We start from the raw sequence: 18226 nt of genomic DNA, 5'->3' as shown, positions 1-18226 counted from the left end.
TCAACTACCTGGCCCTGGTGCAGGTGGCGCTCATCTTCTCCTACCTGCGCCACCTGCATCCATCAGACACGGCCTAGCTGCTCGCGGACGTGTAGTGGCGGATGGACAGCAGCCACACCCGCCGCGCGATGGACGCGAACGCCACCGCGCCCACCACCGCGCCCACCAGCCAGGTCCACGGCAGGCGGCCCAGCAGCGCCAGGGCGGGGAACGTGGTCATCAACGCCAGCGGGATGATGAAGGTGAACACCCACGACAGCGTCCCCCGGAACACGGAGGACGGCCACCGCGCCGCGTCGAAGATGGACGTGAACAGGTAGGTGAGGTTGTCCACCTTCACCACGAAGAACGCCGCGCTCACCACGAGGATCCACAGCGAGTAGAGGATCAACATGCTCGTCCCCAGCAGCACGAGCGACGCGAGGATGCCCGGCACCGACGGCCAGCGCCCCAGCGACATGAACGCGTAGACGAACAGCGCCACCCCGGACAGCACGTTCACCGCGCGCCACGGCAGGAAGCGCTGCGTCGACACCAGGAACTGCGCGTCCGCGGGCTTGAGCAGCACGAAGTCCAGCGTGCCCTTGCGGATGTGCTCCACCATGCCCGTGAGGCTGGGGCTGATGGCACCCTCCAGCACCCCCTGCAAGAGCGTGAACCAGCCCACCACCAGCAGCGACTCCTGGAACGTCCACCCCTCGATGGTGGGCCGCGCGCCGAAGACGACGAACAGCGGCGCCAGCGCCGTGAACGTCCACGCCAGCGACGTCAGCCCCTCCGCCAGGAAGTCCGCGCGGTACTGCAGCGCCAGCAGCCCGGAGGCCTTCAGCTGCACGCCCAGGAGGCGCAGGTATCGCTTCGCGTTGACCACCCTAGCCTCCGAACGCCGCGAAGCGCGCCAGGCCCCGCCGCCACAGGAGCGTCGCCCCCACGCCCAGCCCCGCCACCCAGGCCCACTGCTTCGCCAGCAGCCCCCACGCCTCCGCCGGCGCGTGCGCCCCCGTCATCAGCTCCACCGGCAGCCCCATCTGGTAGCGGAAGGGCAGCGCGTCCATCACCGCGCGCAGCCCCGGCGGGAAGAACTCCACCGGGAACATGTACCCGGAGCAGACGAAGAACAGCACCATGTAGATCTCCATCAGCTTCTGGCTGCTCTCCAGGTACAGGCTCAGCGCGCCCAGCATCACGTTCAGGTAGAACGTGATGAGCCACCCGCCCGTGATGCCCAGCGCGAACAGCCCCCACCCTCCGAGCGACGCGGGCACGGCCCGGCCCCCCACCGCCCACACGCTGATGCCCAGGACGGGCAGCACCACCGCGACGCGCAGCGGGATGCCCGCCAGCACCTCCGTCGCGTAGGACAGCAGCGGAGAGATGGGCCGCAAGAGGCGCATCGCCAGCGTGCCCTGCTTCACCTCGTAGCTGAGCATCCACGCGACCCAGGACGAGGTGAGCTGCCGCACGCAGAAGGCCGCGAGGAAGTAGCCCGTGAACTCCGCCTGCCCGAAGCGGCCCACGTCCCCTCCGCGCGCCACCGCCGACCACAGGGCCAGCATGATGAGCGGCATCGTGGTGGCCAGCACCCAGACGACCATCTCCGCGCGGTAGGCCACCGCCTCCGAGAAGCCGATGCGCAGCAGGGTGGGCAGCGCCCGCAGGGACGTGCGCAGGCTCACGCGGGCACCGCCTCCCGGGCGGCCTCCGCCCGGCGCGCCTTGCCCTCCTGGAACAGCTCGCTCATCACCTCTTCCAGCGGCGCGTTCTCCACCGTCAGGTCCGTCACCGGCAGCGTGGACAGCGCCCGGCCCACGGTGGCGCTCACCGCGTCCTGCTGCACCTGGAGCACCGCCGTGCTCGCGTCGTGCGACACCACCCGGCCCAGCGGCGCCAGCACCGCGGCGTCCACCGGCTGGCCCAGCCGCAGCACCACGCGCTTCTCCGGACGCACGCGCTGCACCAGCGCCTCCAGGCTGCCGTCGTAGGACAGCTGCCCCTTGTCGATGACGATGACGCGCGGGCACAGCGCCGCCACGTCGTCCATGTAGTGGCTGGTCAGGATGAGCGTGGCCCCCGTCTTCTCGTTGTACGCCTTGATGAACTCACGCATCGTCACCTGCATGGACACGTCCAGGCCGATGGTGGGCTCGTCCAGGAACAGCACCCGGGGGCGGTGGATGAGGGCCGCCGCCAGCTCGCACTTCATCCGCTCGCCCAGGCTCAGCTGGCGGGTGGGCTTGGTGATGAGGTCCTCCAGCTCCAGCAGCGACACCAGTTCGTCCAGCGTCTGCTTGTACTGGAGGCGGGGCACGTCGTAGATGGCGCGGTTGAGTTCGAACGTCTCCACGGGCGGCAGGTCCCAGAGGAGCTGCTGCTTCTGCCCCATCACGAGCATGATCTTCTTGAGGAACGCCTCCTCGCGCAGCCGGGGCACGTGGCCATCCACGGTGACTTCTCCCTCGGACGGGTGGAGCAGGCCGGAGAGCACCTTGAGCGTCGTGGTCTTGCCCGCGCCGTTCGGGCCCAGGAAGCCCACCCGCTCCCCGGGCCGGATGTCGAAGGAGATGCCGTCCACGGCCTTGACGGCCGTGTAGCTGCGGTGGACGAGCGAGCGCAGGGCCGCCTTCAGGCCAGGCGGGCGCTTGTGGACCTGATAGTGCTTGCGCAATCCGCGGACGGAAATCATGGCGGGACGGGTTTAACGCGGTCGCCCTCGGGTGGCGACCCCTGATGTGAAGGCACCGATGAGCAACGCATACAGCAAGGACCTGGAGCGGTGGCTGCCCCGGCTCATCGCCGTGTGGCGCGCGTCCCGGGGCAGGAGCGACGGGCCGGAGGGGCGCCTCACGCCGCAGGAGGTCAAGGAGGTCGGCGCGGGCGTGAAGCAACTGTCGCTCGGGCTCACCCGGGAGCGGCAGCTCGCGGGCGCCCGATACATGGATGACCCGCGCCTCCTGGGCGCCTACCTGCTCTTCTACTGGCCGGTGTCCTATGCCCAGGCGCGTCAGGTGCTGGGGGAGCTGCCCAACCGCCCCCGCCACGTGCTGGACCTGGGCAGCGGTCCGGGCCCGGTGGCCTTCGCGGCGATGGACGCGGGCGCCAGCGAGGTGACGGCGGCGGACCGCAGCAAGCCCGCGCTGAACCTGGCGCGCGAGCTGGCGACGGAGGCCGGCGAGGCCCTGGCCACGCGCGAGTGGGATCCGCTGAAGAAGAACGCCACGCTGCCGGAGGGCCAGTACGACCTCATCACGATGGGGCACGTCGTCAACGAGCTGTACGGCGCGACGGACGATGCGCTCAAGCCGCGCGCGGCGCTGCTGGAGGCGGTGCTCACGAAGGTGAAGAAGGGCGGCAGCCTGCTGGTGATGGAGCCCGCGCTGCGCGAGACGAGCCGCAACCTGCTCAAGGTGCGCGACCTGCTGGTGGAGCGCGGCTACGCCATCCGCGCGCCGTGCCTGTACCGGGGCGCCTGCCCCGCGCTGGTGAAGGAGACGGACTGGTGCCACGCCGAGCGCGCCTGGCCCATGCCGCGCGTGGTGGAGGAGCTGGCGCGCGTGGCCGGCTTCCACAAGGAGTCGCTGAAGATGAGCTACCTGATGGTGGCGCCCAAGGGCGAGGCGTGGCCGGAGCCTCCGCCGGGCCGGCTGTTCCGCATCGTCAGCGAGTCGCTGGAGGGCAAGGGCCGGCAGCGCTACATCGGCTGCGGTCCCGAGGGGCGCGTGGGGCTCGCGATGCAGGAGCGCCACCGCTCGGAGAAGAACGAGCGCTTCTTCCACCTCCAGCGCGGAGACGTCATCGAGGCGACGGACCTGGAGACCAAGGGCGACGGCTTCGCGCTCGGGGAGAACGCCGAGGTGCGCATGGTGGCCCAGGCCGGGCGCGGCGTGCCGCCTCCGCCCAAGGCGCCGGAGGCGCCGCGCGAGGCGCCCGCGCCCGCCCCTCCCGAGAAGGCCTGACACCCCGCCCCCTCGCGTGTCGGCTTCCGCACGCACTCCCGACAGCCTCCGCGAGGGGCGCGAACTGTTGCTAGGTTGTGCCACAGCGCCTTCCCGCGAAAGGAACACCGTGCCCGCCTCCACGCCGCTGCGAACGCTCTATCCCTCCATCGAGCCCTACCGCACCGGCCGGCTGAGCGTCACCGGCGGCCACTCGCTCTACTTCGAGGAGTCCGGCAACCCGAACGGCAAGCCCGTGGTGTTCGTGCACGGCGGGCCCGGCGGAGGCACCGACTCCAAGCAGCGCCGCTTCTTCGACCCCAGCGCCTACCGCATCATCCTGTTCGACCAGCGCGGCTGCGGCCGCAGCACCCCGCACGCCAGCCTGGAGATGAACACCACCTGGGACCTGGTGGCGGACATGGAGCGGCTGCGCGAGCACCTGGGCCTGGAGCGCTGGATGCTCTTCGGCGGCTCCTGGGGCAGCACCCTGTCGCTGGCGTACGCGGAGGCGCATCCGGAGCGCGTCACGGAGCTGGTGCTGCGCGGCATCTTCCTGCTGCGCAAGCAGGAGATCGACTGGTTCTACCAGCGCGGCACGGACGCGATGTTCCCGGACGCCTGGGAGCACTTCCTCGCCCCCATCCCGGAGGCGGAGCGCGGGGACCTGCTCCAGGCGTACGCGAAGCGCCTGATGGGCGACGACCCGCACACGCGGCAGGAGGCCGCCAGGGCGTGGAGCGTCTGGGAGGGCCGCACCAGCTGCCTGTACCCCAACGCGGAGCTCATCGCGCGCAACGCCGGGGACGACTTCGCCATCGCCTTCGCGCGCATCGAATGCCACTACTTCGTCAACAAGGGTTGGCTGCGCAGCGACACCCAGCTCTTGGATGACGTGGGGCGCATCCGCCACATCCCCGCCGTCATCGTGCAGGGCCGCTACGACGTCGTCTGCCCGCCGGAGAGCGCGTGGGCCCTGCACCGCGCGTGGCCGGAGGCCCAGTTCGTGCTGGTCCCGGACGCCGGCCACTCCGCCAACGAGCCCGGCAACACGTCCGCGCTCATCGAGGCCACGGACCGCTTCCGCGGCCTGTAGCCCCCACGCCGTGAGCGGACCGCGCGCTCAGCCGCGCGCGGTCAGCGACCTCGCCAGCTCCTCGTAGAGGTGGATGGCGGAGCGGATGGCCTTCTCCCAGTCCCCCAGGTGCAGGCTCTCGTTCTCGGAGTGGGCGTAGGTGTAGGGGTCCTCCACGCCGATGAGCAGCGCGGGCACGCCGCCCAGCTCCTTCGCGAACGGCTCCACGAAGGGGATGGACCCTCCACACCCGATGGTGACGGGCTTCTTCGCGTAGCCCTTCTCCAGCGCGCGGAAGGCGGCCTGGAAGGCCGGGTGTGACGAGTCCGTGTACCACCAGCCAGACGCCGGATCCTCGCGGATCTCCAGCTCCAGGCCCCACGGGCACACCTTCTTCAGGTGCGCCACCAGCCGGCGCTGCACGTCCTCCGGATCCATGTCCGGCACCACGCGGATGCCCACGCGCGCCCACGCCGACTCCACGATGATGTTGCGCGCGTCCTTGCGGCTGCTGGCCTGGATGGCGTTCACCGCCAGGCTCGGCTGGCGCCAGTTCGTCTCCCACGGGTGACGCCCCTGCCCCAGCAGCTCCACGCCCTCGCGCAGGCCAGCCTGCTCGCGGAAGGTGGCCTCGTCGCCCGGCAGCGACTGGATGCTCTCCCGCTCCGCGGCCGTCAGCGGCTTCACCTGCTCCATCACGCCCTCGATGGCGATGGAGCCATCCGCGTGCGTGAGCGACGCCAGCATCCGGCACAGCGCCATCGCCGGATCCGGAATGGGCCCGCCCCACATGCCTGAGTGCACCGCCTGCTGAAGCCCCCGCACCTCCACGTCCACCGTCACCAGCCCGCGCAGCGCCGTGGTGATGGACGGCAGGCCCGTGTCGAAGTTCGACGTGTCCGTCAACACGATGGCGTCCGCCGCCACCAACTTCGCGTGCTTCTGGAGAAATGCACCCAGGTGGTCACTGCCGGCTTCCTCCTCCCCCTCGATGATGACCTTCACGTTGAGTGGGAGTTGGCCGGTGCTCTTGAGCCACGCGTCCACCGCGGAGGTGTGCACGACGATGCCGGCCTTGTCGTCCGCCGCGCCGCGTCCATACAGGCGGCCGTCGCGCAGCTCCGGCTCGAACGGCGGGCTCTTCCACGCGCTCTCGTCTCCCGCGGGCTGCACGTCGTGGTGCGCGTAGAGGAGGAGCGTGGGGCGGCCCGGCGCCTTGAGCACCTCGCCATAGACATACGGATGCGCGCCCTCGATTTCGAGCAACTGGACGTTTTCAAAACCACGGTCCTTGAGCAGGGCGGCGGTGGCCTCCGCGCTCTGTCGCACGAGGGCTGGATCGAACCCGGGGAAGGACACACTGGGTATGCGTACGAGGGCCTTGAGGTCCTCCAGATACGCGGCTTTCTGGGACTCGAAATGGGACAGCGCCTGGTCGGTGGACATGCCCACCCCTTAACCCAAAAGGCGGGCAGGCGCCGCATGACGGCCGCGCCCAAACCACGCGTCTTATGTATCCTGCCGCCCATGTCTGGACTGCCAACCCTGCTGCTCGTGGATGACGACAGCTTCGTGCGTCGCATCCTCAAGGACGTCATCGCGGAGACGGGTATCGCCCTGAGACTCCTGGAGGCAGCGGACGGTGAGGAAGGGCTGGCCCTGGCCGCGAAGGAGCAGCCCGCGGTGATGTTCCTGGACCTGTTCATGCCGAAGAAGAGCGGGCTGGAGGTGCTGGGCGCCATCAAGAACGTGTCGCCGGGAACGCGCGTGCTCGTCATCAGCAGCATGGACGCCGAGCCCGTGGTGGAGCAGGCCATCGCCGCGGGGGCGGTGGGCTTCGTCGGCAAACCCTTCCATCCCATGGAGATCGCGTCCGCCATGCGCGAAGCACTCGCGTCCTGACTCCGAGGTCCCCGTGTCGTCATCCGTTGTCGGTTACTGGGTGGGTGATTCGCTCGGCCGCGTCCTGGGCCCCCTCCAGCTGCAAGCCTTCCGAGACCTCATCGCCTCCGGCCGCCTGAAGACGGCCGTGCGCGCGTCGCGCGATGGGACGAACTGGATCCCGCTCCAGGACCTGCCGGAGGTGCGCGACCTGTTCGCCACCGCGGCGCCCACGCCCTCCGCGGAGACCCAGCAGGCCGAGCGTCTGCGCAACCAGCTGCGGGGGCTCTTGCACCTGCCGCCGCACGAGGTCTTCGGACTCAAGCCGAACGCGACGCTCGACGAGTTCCGCACCGCCTTCTTCCGCATGGCGAAGCGCTTCTCGCCGGACCACCTGTCGCCGGACCTGCATCCGGAGCTGCGCCAGGTGTCCGTGGAGATCTTCGACTTCCTCTCGCGGCGGATCCGCGAGGCGGAGACGCTCTACCTCCAAGGCGCGCTGCACCCGGCGCCACCGCCGCCGCCCCGGCTGGACATGGCCGGCGCGCTGCCTCCGGCGCCGCCCGCGTCCCCGCTGCCCTTGAGTGGATCCGCGGTGCCCGCGAGGCCGCCGGCGCTCGTGCCTCCGCCCGCGCCGCCTCCCGCCGCCGCGAGGCCGCCGCCGTTCGTGCCCCCGCCCGCGCCGCCCAGGCCTCCGCCGGTGATGCTGCCCACGTCGCGGCCCGTGGCGCCGCCGCCACCTCCGCCGGCTCCCGCGCCGCCTCCGCCAGCGCCCGCGCGGCGCCCCGTGGCGAGCCCCGCGCCTTCGTATTCGAGCGCCGAGTTCGTGGGCCTGGAGCGCCGTTCGGACGACCGGCTGCACGCGGACGTGCGGGTGACGATGAAGAACACGGGCATCTTCACCGACCACCGCATCATCAACCTGTCGTCGGGCGGTCTGTTCATCGGCACGGACCGGCCGCTGCGGCTGGGGACGCAGGTGGAGTTGACGCTGCGCTTCGATGAGCCGGAGCGGGTGATGACCCTGCGCAGCTCCGTCATCTGGGAGAACTCCCTGGAGGACGGCAAGAACCCCCGGGGCTACGGGCTGCGCCTCAGTGCCTTGCGCGCGGAGGAGCGTGACTTCATCCAGCAGTACGTCCGCCGCACGAGGAAGCCCTGATAGGTTCCCGGCGGGGCTTCCAGGCGGGCGTGGCTTCCCGCCTGGACTAGAGCAACTGGCCCAGGAAGACCGCGCTCATCGCCACGAAGGCCACCCACACGGCCATGACGGACTTCAACTCCAGGTCCCTGCGGTCCAACTCGTTCGCGAAGTTCATGGTGTTCTCTCCAGTGATCAACACCTTCCCCCCTCCCTACGGCGCGCGCGCGCGGCGATTGCTTTCGGACCCGCGGCCTCCTGGCGCGAAGCGGCATGTGACCCGGGGAGCGGGCGGTGCCGCGCGTTGGGTGAGGCGATGAGCGCGCCCCTCCCGCCCGCCTCCCTGGACGGCCTGCTGCCGGCGCTGCCGGTGCCGCTGTTCGTGCTGCGGGGCGATCAGATGGTGTTCACCAATGTCGCGCTCCGGACACTGCTGGGCCTGCGCGACGACGAGCTGCCGACGCTCCTGGAGTTCTGCGCGCGCTTCGGGCCGGAGGAGCGCGCGTGGATGGAGCCGATGTGCCAGGCGCTGGCGCGCGGCGAGCCGCCGCCGGACCAACCCGCCTGGGTGCGGGTGCACGGCGCGGACGGACGCACGCACCTGTTGTCGCCGCTCACCGCGCCGGGCCGCGTGCCGGAGGAGCAGTTGGTGCTGCTGCTGGACGCGGAGGGCGGCGACGCGGTGCGCACGCTGTCCACGATGCTGGTGTCCACGTCGGCGGAGCTGCTGCGCTGCCGCGACGAGGCGTCGGTGCTGGAGCTGGCGGTGGAGGCCGTGCACCGTCAGGGCTTCTACGTCTCCGTGATGCTGCTGGAGGGGGACTCCCTGCGCTACGGGCCCATGCGCCAGGAGCCGGAGAGCCTGGCGGCGGCGGAGCGGCTGTATGGGCAGGGCGTGCACGAGGTGCGCCTGCACCGCTCGGGGATGCCGCACCTGACGGACGTGCTCACGCGGCGCAAGGCGGTGTTCCACCCGGACGCGTTCAGCATGGTGCGGAGGCTGCTCCTGCCGGAGGTGGCGGACAGCATCCAGCGCATCTATGCGCCGGGCTCGCGGGCATTGGACGCGCCCATCTTCGTGGGAGATGAGCCGTACGGGGTGCTGGCGGTGCAGTCCACGACGCTGACGCCCGCGAACGCGGGGCCGCTGGAGTTGTTCGCGCAGCTGATAGGCGGGGCGCTGGAGAACGTGCGGCACCACCGGGCGGCGGAGGCGCGGCTCGCGGAGGTGTCCCGCCTGCAGAACGAGCTGGTGGCGATCGAACGGCTGACGGCGCTGGGCGAGGCCGCGGGCGTCGTGGCCCATGAGGTGCGCAATCCGTTGGGCGCCATCCTGAACACGGTGGCGGTGCTCAAGCGCGAACCGCGGCTGGGGCCCGCGGGGGCCTCCGCGGTGGAGATGTTGGAGGAGGAGGCCATCCGGCTGGAGGACATCGTGCGCGACCTGCTGGACGCGGTGCGCCCGCTGGAGCCTCGGCCGCGTCCCGTGTCCCTGGGGGAGCTGGTGCACCGGGCGCTCGGTCAGCTCCAGGGGCGTCCGGACCTGCCGTCGCCGCGAGTGCTGTTCGACGAGGCGCCGGACGTGCCGGAGCTTCCCGGCGACGAGACGCTGTTGCAGCTGGCGGTGACGCACCTGGTGCGCAATGCCATCCAGGCCTCGCCGTCCGGGGGCACGGTGCGCGTGGCGGTGCGGCGCGTGCCGGAGGGCGTGTCGTTGGGGGTGGAGGACGAAGGCCCGGGCATCGCGGGACTGGATCCGCAGCGCGTCTTCGAGCCCTTCTTCCTGACGCGTGCCAACGGCCGCGGGCTGGGGCTCGCCATCGTGAGGCGCGTGGTGCACGCGCACGGAGGCAAGGTGCGCGCGGGCGCGAGGCCCGAAGGCGGCGCGCGGTTCGAGCTGGTGCTGCCGCTGTAGCCACGGACGCGTGTCCGCGCGAGGCACGCGCGAAGACCGTCGTACGTGACGCGAACTCGCGCGAGGCTCACAGCCCCGCGGCACCGGACTCGCGGAACGCGCGCGCGCGAGGTTCGCACGCGCGCCGCTACTCCAGCGTCACGCGATGCGCGCTCGCACAAGCATCCCACGGCCGCCGCGGCTCCAGGCTCGCGTGCCGCGCGCTCGCGCGAGGCGCACACGAGCCCCGCCCTCGCTCACGGGCCCGCGAGCAACAACAGGCAGCGCAGGCCGCCGTTCTTCACGGGGATCCGCCGCGCGCCCTGGAGCCCCAGCGCCGACACCAACCTCGGCTCCTCGGGCACGATGAGCGCCTTGCGCCATTCGCGGAACGCGCCGTTCATCGTGGCCCCCAGCGCGCGGTACAGCTCCGGCAGGTCCTCCGCCTCCCCCACCCGCTTTCCGTAGGGCGGATTGGCCACCACCAGCCCGGGCCCTTCCGGCGGCGCCTTCAACGTGCGCAGGTCATGCCGCTCCAGTGTCAGCGTCACACCCGCGCGCTTCGCGTTGCGCCGCGCCGTGCCCAGCGCCCCCGCGTTGAGGTCATACCCCCGCGGCGTCACCCGAGGCTGGACCAGCCCCCGCGCCTCCGCCTCCGCGCGACGCCGCGCCCAGGCCTCCCTGTCGAAGGAGGGGAACGACTGGAACGCGAACGTGCGCAGCAACCCCGGCGCCCGGTGCTGGGACATCCACGCCCCCTCCACCAGGAACGTGCCCGAGCCACACATCGGATCCACCAGCGACATCTCCCCCGTGTAGCCCGCGAGCCGGAGGATGCCCGCCGCCAGCGTCTCGCGCAGGGGCGCGCGCCCCACCTCCTGCCGGTAGCCCCGCTGATGCAGCGGCTCTCCGGACGTGTCCGCGCTCACCGTCCAACGCTCGCCCTCTCCGCGCACCAGCAGCGTGAGCCCCGGGACCGCGCCCTCCTCGTCCAGGTGCCCCGCGCTCGCAATGTCGCGCTGGCCCCAGGCGACGGCCGCGGACTCCAGCACCACGCCCGGCCCCGGCGCCACGGAGCGATGCAGGCTCACCGACAGCCGCAGCGGCGCCTTCCCATCCCAGACGCCTCCCATCGGCAGCGCTTCCAGTCCGCGCACCAGCGCATCCGCCGTGGGCGCCGTGAACGTGCCCAGCCGCAGCAGCACCCGGCTCGCCGTGCGCAGGTGCAGGTTCGCCGTCTGGTGCAGGCCCGCCGGGCCCTCGCACTCGATGCCCCCCTCCGCGCGCCGGAACACGAGGCCCTGCTCGCGCGCCTCCGCCTCCAACGCCGGCTCCAGCCCGGGCAGCGTCGACACGTACACCGCTTCTTCCGTCTGGCTCCTCGCGCCCGTCACGCGGGCTCCTTTCCAGCGACAGCAGGGGACGGCGCTTCCACGGTGGCGGCGCTTCGCAGCGCACGCTCCATCTGCGCCAGGTCATACGGCTTGGGCAGCAAGACCGCGCGCTCCAACCCTGCCCCCGACACCGCGCTCGAATCCCCGGACGCGATGATGATTCGCAGCGCCGGGAAGCGCCTCGCGGCCTCTCGCGCCAGCGCCACGCCGGACCTGCCCGGCAGCGTCACGTCCGTGAAGAGCAGGTCGATGGGCTCCTTCGCCAGCACGTCGCTCGCCGCCTCCGCGGTCTCCACCGCATGCACCGCGTGGCCCAGGTCCGTCATCAGCTCGCACGCCGACTCGCGGATGTCCGCGTCGTCCTCCACCAGGAGGATGCGCAGCGCGTCCTTCACCTCGGGCGACGGGGCGGCGGGCGCGGGCGTCCGCGCCGGCTTCCCCGCCAGCCGCTGCTCGCGGTTGCGCAGGAGCGCGCGGAGCTTCCGGGCCAGGTCCTCGCGCCGGTACGGCTTGGACAACAGGCTCACGCCCGGATCCAACCGGCCGCCGTGCACGATGGCGTTCTCCGTGTAGCCCGACGTGAAGAGCACCTCCAGGTCCGGCAGGTGCGCCTTCGCCTGCCGCGCCAGCTCCGGGCTGCGCACCGGCCCCGGCATCACCACGTCCGTGAAGAGCAGATCCACCGGCAGGCCGCTCTGGATGACCGCGAGCGCGCTCTGCCCGTCGGACGCCTTGAGCACGCGATAGCCCAGCTCCGTCAGCACCTCCACCACCGTGGCCCGCACCGCCGCGTCATCCTCCACCACCAGGATGGTCTCCGTGCCGCCCTCCACCGCCCCGGAGGTGGCGTCCACCGGCTGCACCGCCGCCTGGAAGGTGCGCGGCAGGTAGATTTTCAGCGACGTCCCGTGCCCCACCTCGCTGTAGATCTTCACGTGGCCGCCGGACTGCTTCACGAAGCCATACACCATGCTCAGCCCCAGGCCCGTGCCGCGGCCCTCTGGCTTGGTGGTGAAGAACGGCTCGAAGGCGCGCGCCATCACCTCCGGCGTCATGCCGGTGCCCGTGTCGGAGATGGCCAGCATCACGTACTGCCCCGCGGTGACCTCCGGGTGCAGCAGCGCGTAGTGGTCATCCAGCATCGCGTTGCCCGCCTCGATGGTCAGCTTGCCCCGGCCGTCCATCGCGTCGCGCGCGTTGATGGCCAGGTTGAGGATGACGTTCTCCAGCTGGTTGCGGTCCACCGACGTGTTCCACAGCCCGCCGGCGATGACCGTCTCCACCTCGACGTCCTCGCCCAGCGCGCGGCGGAGCAGGTCGTCCATGTCACGCACCAGCCGTCCCACGTTGAGCGACGTGGGCGCCAGCGGCTGCCGCCGAGCGAACGCGAGCAGCTGCGAGGACAACCGCGCCCCGCGCTCCACCGCGCCCAGGGCCATCTCCAGCCGCCGCTGCGCGCGGGCATCCCCCACCGTGTCGCGCTGGAGCAGCTGCAGGTTGCCGCTCACCACCTGGAGCAGGTTGTTGAAGTCGTGCGCCACGCCGCCCGTCAGCTTCCCCACCGCCTCCATCTTCTGCGCCTGCAGCAGCGCGGCCTCCGTCTGACGGCGCTCCGCCTCGCTCTCCGCCAGCGCCCGGGTGCGCTCGCGCACCAGCTCCTCCAGGTGCTCGCGGTGGCGTGCCAGCTCCTCCTCCGCCCGCTTCTGCGCCGTCATGTCGTGGCCCTGGACGAAGATGCCGGACACGCTCCCGTCCGCCTCCACCACGGGCTGGTACACCAGGTCCACGAAGGCCTCGCTCAGCGGCCCGCCGGGCTCGCGCTGGACCTCCACGCGCATGCCGTGGCCAATGAAGGGCTCCCCCGTCGTGAAGACCCGGTCCAGCAGCTCGAAGTAGCCCTGCCCCTCCACCTCCGGCAGCGCGTCCCGGACCGTCTTGCCCACCAGCTCCCGGTGGCCCACGAGCTGGAGATAGGCGCGGTTGGCCAGCTCGAACACGTGCCGGGGCCCGCGCAGGGAGCACATGAAGCCCGGAGCCTGTTCGAAGAGGCGGCGCAGGTGCTTGCGTTCATCGTCCAGCGTGCGGTTGGCCTCCTGGACGGCCTGGGCCCGCGCGAACATCCCGCCCAGGAGCTGGACCCCGGGCCCGCCCCCGTCCCGCGAGGGCTCCACGCCGCGCACCGCCTGCTTGAGCTGGTGCACCTCCGTGACGTCCATCGTGTGCTGGAGGATGAAGGCCACCTCGCCCTCCGCGTCCAGAAGGGGCGTGTGCGTGGCGCTCCAGAAGCGGTCCTCCATCACCACGCCCCCGTCTGTCTCGCGGGGCACCCGGTAGGGAATGAGCGCCAGCGTGTCCAGCGCCCGCTCCCTCAACACCCGGAGGAAGGACTCGCGCAGCATCCGCGCGCTGGCGTTGGCGGGGTCGTCCGGGTCATGCGGGAACGCGTCGAAGACGTTTCGCCCGACCAGGTCCTCCAGCCGGCTGGCCGTCACCCGCAGATAGGCCGCGTTCGCCGTCACGTACCTCAGCTCGCGGTCCAGCAGCATGTACGGGTTGGGGGACAGCTCGAAGAGCGTCTGGAAGTCGAAGGGTGCCTGCATCCATTCACCGGGGAGCACGAAAACCTCCCTGTCTTTCCTGGGGCCGCGGGACGCGGAAAGGGCGTTCTTGACCAGTGTACGGACAACACCTCCAACGCAACGCCCAAAAGACCCGAGCCCCCTTCTTCCCGTGCGCCAGCCCCCCTGGAGGGCCGGCTTCTGGAGACCTTTCAACACCTGCTCAACCGCCCAACCGTTTGGGTTTCCACGTCCGTCATGGCTGTAAGTCTGAGCGGGTATTTCAGACCTCACAATTACTGTGATATGAGATTATTACCGCCAAGGCGGTGTAGTCCCACATGAACCGGGGTGCGCGGCAGGGGGTCGCCTTGGGTGGGGGAGGGATGAACCTCCCGGCCTCCCGCCAGAGCGCTCGCGCCCGGCAGGAGGTCTGTCCCAATGCTTGCCGTCCCAGAACAGCCGTCGCTGGATGACTCGGAAGCGGTCACCTCTCGCGTGTTCGACAGAAAGGCGGTGACTGGCACCGTCCGGGAGTTGTCGGTCGTGGGCAACATCCGGGGGCTGTGGGCCGCGACCCGCCAATGGCTCATCATCGCGTTGGCCGTGGCGTTCGTGGTGCAGGTGGACCGGTGGTGGGCGTGGGTGCTGGCCGCGGTGGTCATCTCCTCACGTCAGCACGCGCTGTTGAGCCTGGTGCACGAAGCCTCTCACTACCACCTGCACAACCACCGCGGGTTCAACGACTTCATGGCGGATGTGCTCTGCGCGTTCCCCATGAACATCACCACGGCGGGCTACCGCAAGGAGCACGCGGAGCACCACCGCTTCGTCAACACGCCGAAGGACCCCTACTGGCGCACGGCGCAGCGCGACGCCGCGTGGATGTTCCCGCGCACCCGCTGGAGCACGGCGCGGGTGCTCCTGGGGGACCTGGTGGGCATCTTCACCCTGTCCCACGTGCGCATCATGATTCCCTGGTCCTATACAGGGCGCGCGCTGGGCAAGGGCGGTCCGCCGCCCTCACGCGCGGAGCACCTCCGGTACGCGCTGTGGATGGGCGGCTTCATCACGTTCCTCACGCTCACCGGAGGCTGGCTGCACTACCTGCTCCTGTGGTCGGTGCCATCGCTGACGCTGATGATGGTGGCGTTCCGCATCCGCGCGGTGGTGGAGCACCCCTTCACCCCGGCCACCCCCGACGAGACGCACGAGACGCGGGACGTGGAGTCCGCCACGTGGCTGGAGCGCTTCTTCATCGCGCCCTTCAACGCGAACTACCACCTGTCCCATCACCTCTTCCCGTCGGTGCCCTACTACCACCTGCCCGCGCTGCACGAGCGGCTCAAGGGGACGGCCCTCTACCGCCCCGGGGAGAATCATTTCCAGACGTACCTGGGCGGAGAGAAGAGCGCGTGGCGTTTCCTCACGTCAGCCGCCAGGGATTGAGTCCGGCGGTCCGTTGTCCGTGAGGGATTGAAGAGACGCAGGGCCTGCTCCTGAAGGCGCGCATGTGGCGCCTCCAGGGACAGGCTTCTGTCCTCTCATCAAGCCGAAGGGGGCACGGCCGAGGGCGCTCCCGCGGACGCGGCCGGTTCGGGGCTCGCGGCGTAGACGCCCCGGTACTCCGGCGGGAGGAGCGCGGCCACGCGGTGCATCATCGCGTCCACCAACGCCTGACGCGCGTCGGAGGCGCCGGCCAGCTCCGGCTCCAGGTCCTCCATGCGGAAGGCGGGCCCGAAGGTCACGGTGACGTCCGCCTTGAACAGGCGCTCGCCCCCCATGTCGGAGTCGTTGATGGGCATCAGCTTCTCGGTGCCCGTCAGCGCCACCGGGACGATGGGCACCCCGGCGCGCTTGGCGATGAGGCCCACGCCCTTCTTCGCTTGCAACAGCCCCGCGGAGCGGCTGCGGCCCCCCTCCGGGAAGATGAGCACCGACTGGCCGCCCTTGAGCAGCTCCACGCAGCGGCGCAGCGCTTCGATGTCCGGCGAGTTGGGCGTGATGTCGATGGTGTCCATCGTCTCCGCCGCCAGCCGCGTCATCACCGTGCCGTGCAGCTTCACACCCGCCAGGAAGACGACCCGCCGCGGACGCAGCGCGCGGTAGAGCGTGAAGCCGTCCGCGTTGGACAGGTGGTTGCAGATGAAGAGGCAGGGGCCCGGGGGCAGGTCCTTCAGGCCATGGACCTTCACGCGGGACAGCGTGCCCCACACGGCGTGCATCAGCCCGCGCACGATGTGCCGGCGGGGCCGGCGGGGCATCAGCGACATCAAGGCGAATAACAGTCGAAGCACGGCCGGCCCACGTCCTTTCCCGGTTCCCCCGTGGCGACACGGGGCGCGATGGCGAGACGTCCTCTCGCAGATGTAGTCCTGCCCCCCGGGGAGGGTCAGCGCCTGTCGGGCGGCGCCGCGCTGCCTGTCCGCCCATCCGTCATCCAGCCAACGTCGTATCATCCCCGGAGCCAGGGAGGGGACCGAGTGGGCGCGCGCGAGCCCGGCCGCGCGGCCCCCGTACCCCGCGTGTTATGGGGAACGCCATGAGCGTTGAAGCCACGCCTTCCCGCGCCAAGCGGCCTGTCGAGTACGAGGCCACCGTCACCGAAGTGCGGATGGAAACGCACGACACGGCGACCCTGCTGTTGGACCTGGGCCCGGGGCCGCTCGACTACAAGGCGGGCCAGTTCCTCAACATCGACCCGCATCAGTTCCCGGCGCTCGCCCACCAGTGCGCCTATCTGCAGGAGCAGAAGGGGCGCAAGGAGCCGGCGCGCTCGTACTCGCTCGCCTCCGCGCCGCACGAGCCGCGCGTGGCCATCACGGTGAAGGACGAGGAGTTCCTCCCCGGCATCACCCGCTACCCGCCGCTGCTGTCGCCGCTGCTGGTGCACGGCCGGCTCACCGGCGCGCGCGTGAAGGTCACGGGCTTCATGGGGCCGTACGTGCTGCCGGACGACGTGACCGAACGCACGGACCACGTCCTGCACGTGGTGGCGGGCTCCGGCGCCGTGCCCAACTTCGCCATCGTGAAGGACTCGCTGCACCGGGGCCTGAAGCTGCGCCACACGTTCCTCGCGTCCAACAAGACCTGGGGGGACATCCTCTACCGCGAGGAGCTGGCCGCCCTGGAGCGCGCCTCGCCGGACCGCGTGCGCGTGGTGCACACGCTCACGCGCGAGACGGATGAGGCGAAGTATGGCCCCCAGGTGCGCAAGGGCCGCGTCGGAGAGGCGCTCCTGCACGAGCTGGTGCCGGACCGCGACACCTGCCTCGTCTACGTGTGCGGCCCCGCCATCACGCCCTGGGACCGGCGAAAGGCGCTGGAGACGCGCACGCCGGCCACCCCGCGCTTCATGGAGGCGGTGCTCGGCCACCTGCACGCGCTGGACATCCCGGACAAGCGCATCAAGCGCGAGGCGTACGGCTGACGCCCCACGCGCAAGGCGGCTCAGGGCTCCGGGGCACTGCCCGGGTCCACGGGCCCCAGGGCGTCGAGGAACGCGAGCACGCGCTCGGCCGTCTCGCGCGGCTTCTCCATCGGGAACAGGTGTGAGGCGAGCGGCAGCTCCTCCACCTTCGTGCGGGGCATCTCCTGCTCCGCCCGCGCCAGCGCCTCCGGCAGGAGCGTGTCGGAGCGCTCGCCGCGCAGCACCAGCGTGGGCGCCGCGTTGGCGCGGATGAGCCTCCAGGGGTCCGCGGGGAAGGTCTCGAAGATGCGGGCCTCCCACTCGCGCGGGAAGCGCAGCCGGAAGTCGCCCGCGTCCGCCGGCACGAGCCCGTGGGTGATGTAGTCGTTGAAGCAGTCCGCGTCCCAGTCGCGGAACAGCCTGCGCTGCCGGTAGGCGGTGGCCGCCTCCTCGCGCGTCGCCCACCGCTCCCGCCGCCGCCGGGCGCCCTGCACGATGGCGGTGCGGTCCATGCGGCCCAGCGCCTTCATCAGGCGCACGCCCCACGCGCGCGGCCCGGTGACGAGCACGGGATCCAACGCGACGACGGCGCGGAACAGGCCCGGGTTCGCGGCGGACGCCATCAGCGTGCTCGTGCCGCCCACGCTGTGGCCCACGCCCAGCACGCCGGAGCGTCCCCGGAGCTGGAGCTCGCGCGCGAGGTCGTCGCCCAGCTCCTGCCAGGTCGTGAGCGCCTCCGGCGCCTGGTCCGGCGTCAGCGGCCGCGTGCGCAGCGACACCACGTGGTAGCGGGTCGCGAGCCGCGCGAAGAGCTTCCGGTACGTCTCCGGAGGAAAACCGTTCGCGCAAGCGAAGTGCAGCAGCGGACCGCTCCCGCCCCAGTCATCCAGCTCCAAGGCCATGCCCCCTTCCATCGACAGCGCCCGGCGCGCTCCAGAACGC

Annotated in this window: 15 protein-coding genes; 7 read left to right on the top strand and 8 right to left on the bottom strand. The window is 71.2% G+C overall.

The annotated features are described in order from the left end of the window. Positions 1 to 73: 73 nt before the first annotated feature. From GTY96_RS34110 to GTY96_RS34100, 3 genes are read right to left on the bottom strand one after another with little or no spacing between them, the layout of a single operon-like run. Entirely contained in the window at positions 74 to 871 is a 798-nt protein-coding gene (locus GTY96_RS34110; RefSeq protein ID WP_143905155.1) for an ABC transporter permease, read from the bottom strand. A 1-nt stretch (position 872) separates the two neighbouring features. Next, positions 873 to 1676, bottom strand: coding sequence for an ABC transporter permease (locus GTY96_RS34105; RefSeq protein ID WP_143905156.1), 804 nt, complete (start codon positions 1674 to 1676; stop codon positions 873 to 875). Beyond that, positions 1673 to 2683 (bottom strand): ABC transporter ATP-binding protein, encoded by a 1011-nt coding sequence (locus GTY96_RS34100; protein ID WP_143905157.1) that lies wholly within the window; start codon positions 2681 to 2683, stop codon positions 1673 to 1675. Before GTY96_RS34100 ends, GTY96_RS34105 begins: the two co-directional genes overlap by 4 nt. 58 nt (positions 2684 to 2741) lie before the next feature. Here GTY96_RS34100 and GTY96_RS34095 point away from each other — a divergent pair, with 58 nt between their 5' ends. Further along, positions 2742 to 3953, top strand: a complete 1212-nt coding sequence (locus tag GTY96_RS34095; protein ID WP_161666898.1) for a small ribosomal subunit Rsm22 family protein — start codon at positions 2742 to 2744, stop codon at positions 3951 to 3953. Positions 3954 to 4062: 109 nt separating this feature from the next. Next, positions 4063 to 5028, top strand: a complete 966-nt coding sequence (gene pip, locus GTY96_RS34090; protein WP_161666897.1) for a prolyl aminopeptidase — start codon at positions 4063 to 4065, stop codon at positions 5026 to 5028. Positions 5029 to 5055: 27 nt separating this feature from the next. On the opposite strand, the gene GTY96_RS34085 is transcribed toward pip, so the two are convergent. Beyond that, positions 5056 to 6453, bottom strand: a complete 1398-nt coding sequence (locus tag GTY96_RS34085; protein ID WP_186002053.1) for a M20/M25/M40 family metallo-hydrolase — start codon at positions 6451 to 6453, stop codon at positions 5056 to 5058. A gap of 81 nt (positions 6454 to 6534) precedes the next feature. On the opposite strand from GTY96_RS34085, the gene GTY96_RS34080 reads away from it, so the two are divergent. The 3 genes from GTY96_RS34080 (at position 6535) to GTY96_RS34070 (ending at position 9944) form a co-directional block, all read left to right on the top strand. Continuing rightward, positions 6535 to 6909 carry a response regulator transcription factor gene (locus GTY96_RS34080; RefSeq protein ID WP_143905161.1) on the top strand — a complete coding sequence of 125 codons (375 nt, stop codon included), beginning with the start codon at positions 6535 to 6537 and terminating at the stop codon, positions 6907 to 6909. Between the two features lie 13 nt (positions 6910 to 6922). Further along, entirely contained in the window at positions 6923 to 8050 is a 1128-nt protein-coding gene (locus GTY96_RS34075) for a TIGR02266 family protein (protein ID WP_161666896.1), read from the top strand. A 295-nt stretch (positions 8051 to 8345) separates the two neighbouring features. Beyond that, positions 8346 to 9944 carry a sensor histidine kinase gene (locus GTY96_RS34070; RefSeq protein WP_161666895.1) on the top strand — a complete coding sequence of 533 codons (1599 nt, stop codon included), beginning with the start codon at positions 8346 to 8348 and terminating at the stop codon, positions 9942 to 9944. A 236-nt stretch (positions 9945 to 10180) separates the two neighbouring features. Here the strand turns inward: GTY96_RS34070 and GTY96_RS34065 are convergent, their stop codons facing one another. Together GTY96_RS34065 and GTY96_RS34060 are read right to left on the bottom strand one after the other, a co-directional pair. Then, on the bottom strand, positions 10181 to 11317 hold the full coding sequence (locus tag GTY96_RS34065) for a THUMP domain-containing class I SAM-dependent RNA methyltransferase (protein ID WP_161666894.1): 1137 nt from the start codon (positions 11315 to 11317) through the stop codon (positions 10181 to 10183). Next, positions 11314 to 13917 (bottom strand): response regulator, encoded by a 2604-nt coding sequence (locus tag GTY96_RS34060; protein ID WP_161666904.1) that lies wholly within the window; start codon positions 13915 to 13917, stop codon positions 11314 to 11316. Before GTY96_RS34060 ends, GTY96_RS34065 begins: the two co-directional genes overlap by 4 nt. Positions 13918 to 14316: 399 nt before the next feature. Here GTY96_RS34060 and GTY96_RS34055 point away from each other — a divergent pair, with 399 nt between their 5' ends. Further along, complete coding sequence (locus GTY96_RS34055) at positions 14317 to 15324, top strand: fatty acid desaturase family protein (protein ID WP_143905165.1); 1008 nt, start codon at positions 14317 to 14319, stop codon at positions 15322 to 15324. 98 nt (positions 15325 to 15422) lie between these two features. On the opposite strand, the gene GTY96_RS34050 is transcribed toward GTY96_RS34055, so the two are convergent. Next, entirely contained in the window at positions 15423 to 16139 is a 717-nt protein-coding gene (locus tag GTY96_RS34050; protein ID WP_235686063.1) for a lysophospholipid acyltransferase family protein, read from the bottom strand. 278 nt (positions 16140 to 16417) lie between these two features. Here GTY96_RS34050 and GTY96_RS34045 point away from each other — a divergent pair, with 278 nt between their 5' ends. After that, entirely contained in the window at positions 16418 to 17305 is an 888-nt protein-coding gene (locus tag GTY96_RS34045) for a ferredoxin reductase domain-containing protein (RefSeq protein ID WP_143905167.1), read from the top strand. A gap of 20 nt (positions 17306 to 17325) precedes the next feature. On the opposite strand, the gene GTY96_RS34040 is transcribed toward GTY96_RS34045, so the two are convergent. Next, the gene (locus tag GTY96_RS34040) at positions 17326 to 18186 is read right to left on the bottom strand and encodes an alpha/beta fold hydrolase (protein WP_235686062.1); all 861 of its coding nucleotides are present in this window, start codon (positions 18184 to 18186) and stop codon (positions 17326 to 17328) included. Positions 18187 to 18226 lie beyond the last annotated feature (40 nt).

Source organism: Corallococcus silvisoli, assembly GCF_009909145.1.
Classification (GTDB): domain Bacteria; phylum Myxococcota; class Myxococcia; order Myxococcales; family Myxococcaceae; genus Corallococcus; species Corallococcus silvisoli.
Note: the sequence above shows the minus strand (reverse complement) of the source record. Positions and strands in the feature narration are given on the sequence as shown.

Coding starts and splice junctions, on each gene's coding strand:
- GTY96_RS34100 (WP_143905157.1), bottom strand. CDS start 2,683: ATGATTTCCGTCCGCGGATTGCGCAAGCACTATCAGGTCCACAAGCGC.
- GTY96_RS34095 (WP_161666898.1), top strand. CDS start 2,742: ATGAGCAACGCATACAGCAAGGACCTGGAGCGGTGGCTGCCCCGGCTC.
- GTY96_RS34085 (WP_186002053.1), bottom strand. CDS start 6,453: ATGTCCACCGACCAGGCGCTGTCCCATTTCGAGTCCCAGAAAGCCGCG.
- GTY96_RS34080 (WP_143905161.1), top strand. CDS start 6,535: ATGTCTGGACTGCCAACCCTGCTGCTCGTGGATGACGACAGCTTCGTG.
- GTY96_RS34070 (WP_161666895.1), top strand. CDS start 8,346: ATGAGCGCGCCCCTCCCGCCCGCCTCCCTGGACGGCCTGCTGCCGGCG.
- GTY96_RS34060 (WP_161666904.1), bottom strand. CDS start 13,917: ATGCAGGCACCCTTCGACTTCCAGACGCTCTTCGAGCTGTCCCCCAAC.
- GTY96_RS34055 (WP_143905165.1), top strand. CDS start 14,317: ATGCTTGCCGTCCCAGAACAGCCGTCGCTGGATGACTCGGAAGCGGTC.
- GTY96_RS34050 (WP_235686063.1), bottom strand. CDS start 16,139: ATGCCCCGCCGGCCCCGCCGGCACATCGTGCGCGGGCTGATGCACGCC.
- GTY96_RS34045 (WP_143905167.1), top strand. CDS start 16,418: ATGAGCGTTGAAGCCACGCCTTCCCGCGCCAAGCGGCCTGTCGAGTAC.
- GTY96_RS34040 (WP_235686062.1), bottom strand. CDS start 18,186: ATGGCCTTGGAGCTGGATGACTGGGGCGGGAGCGGTCCGCTGCTGCAC.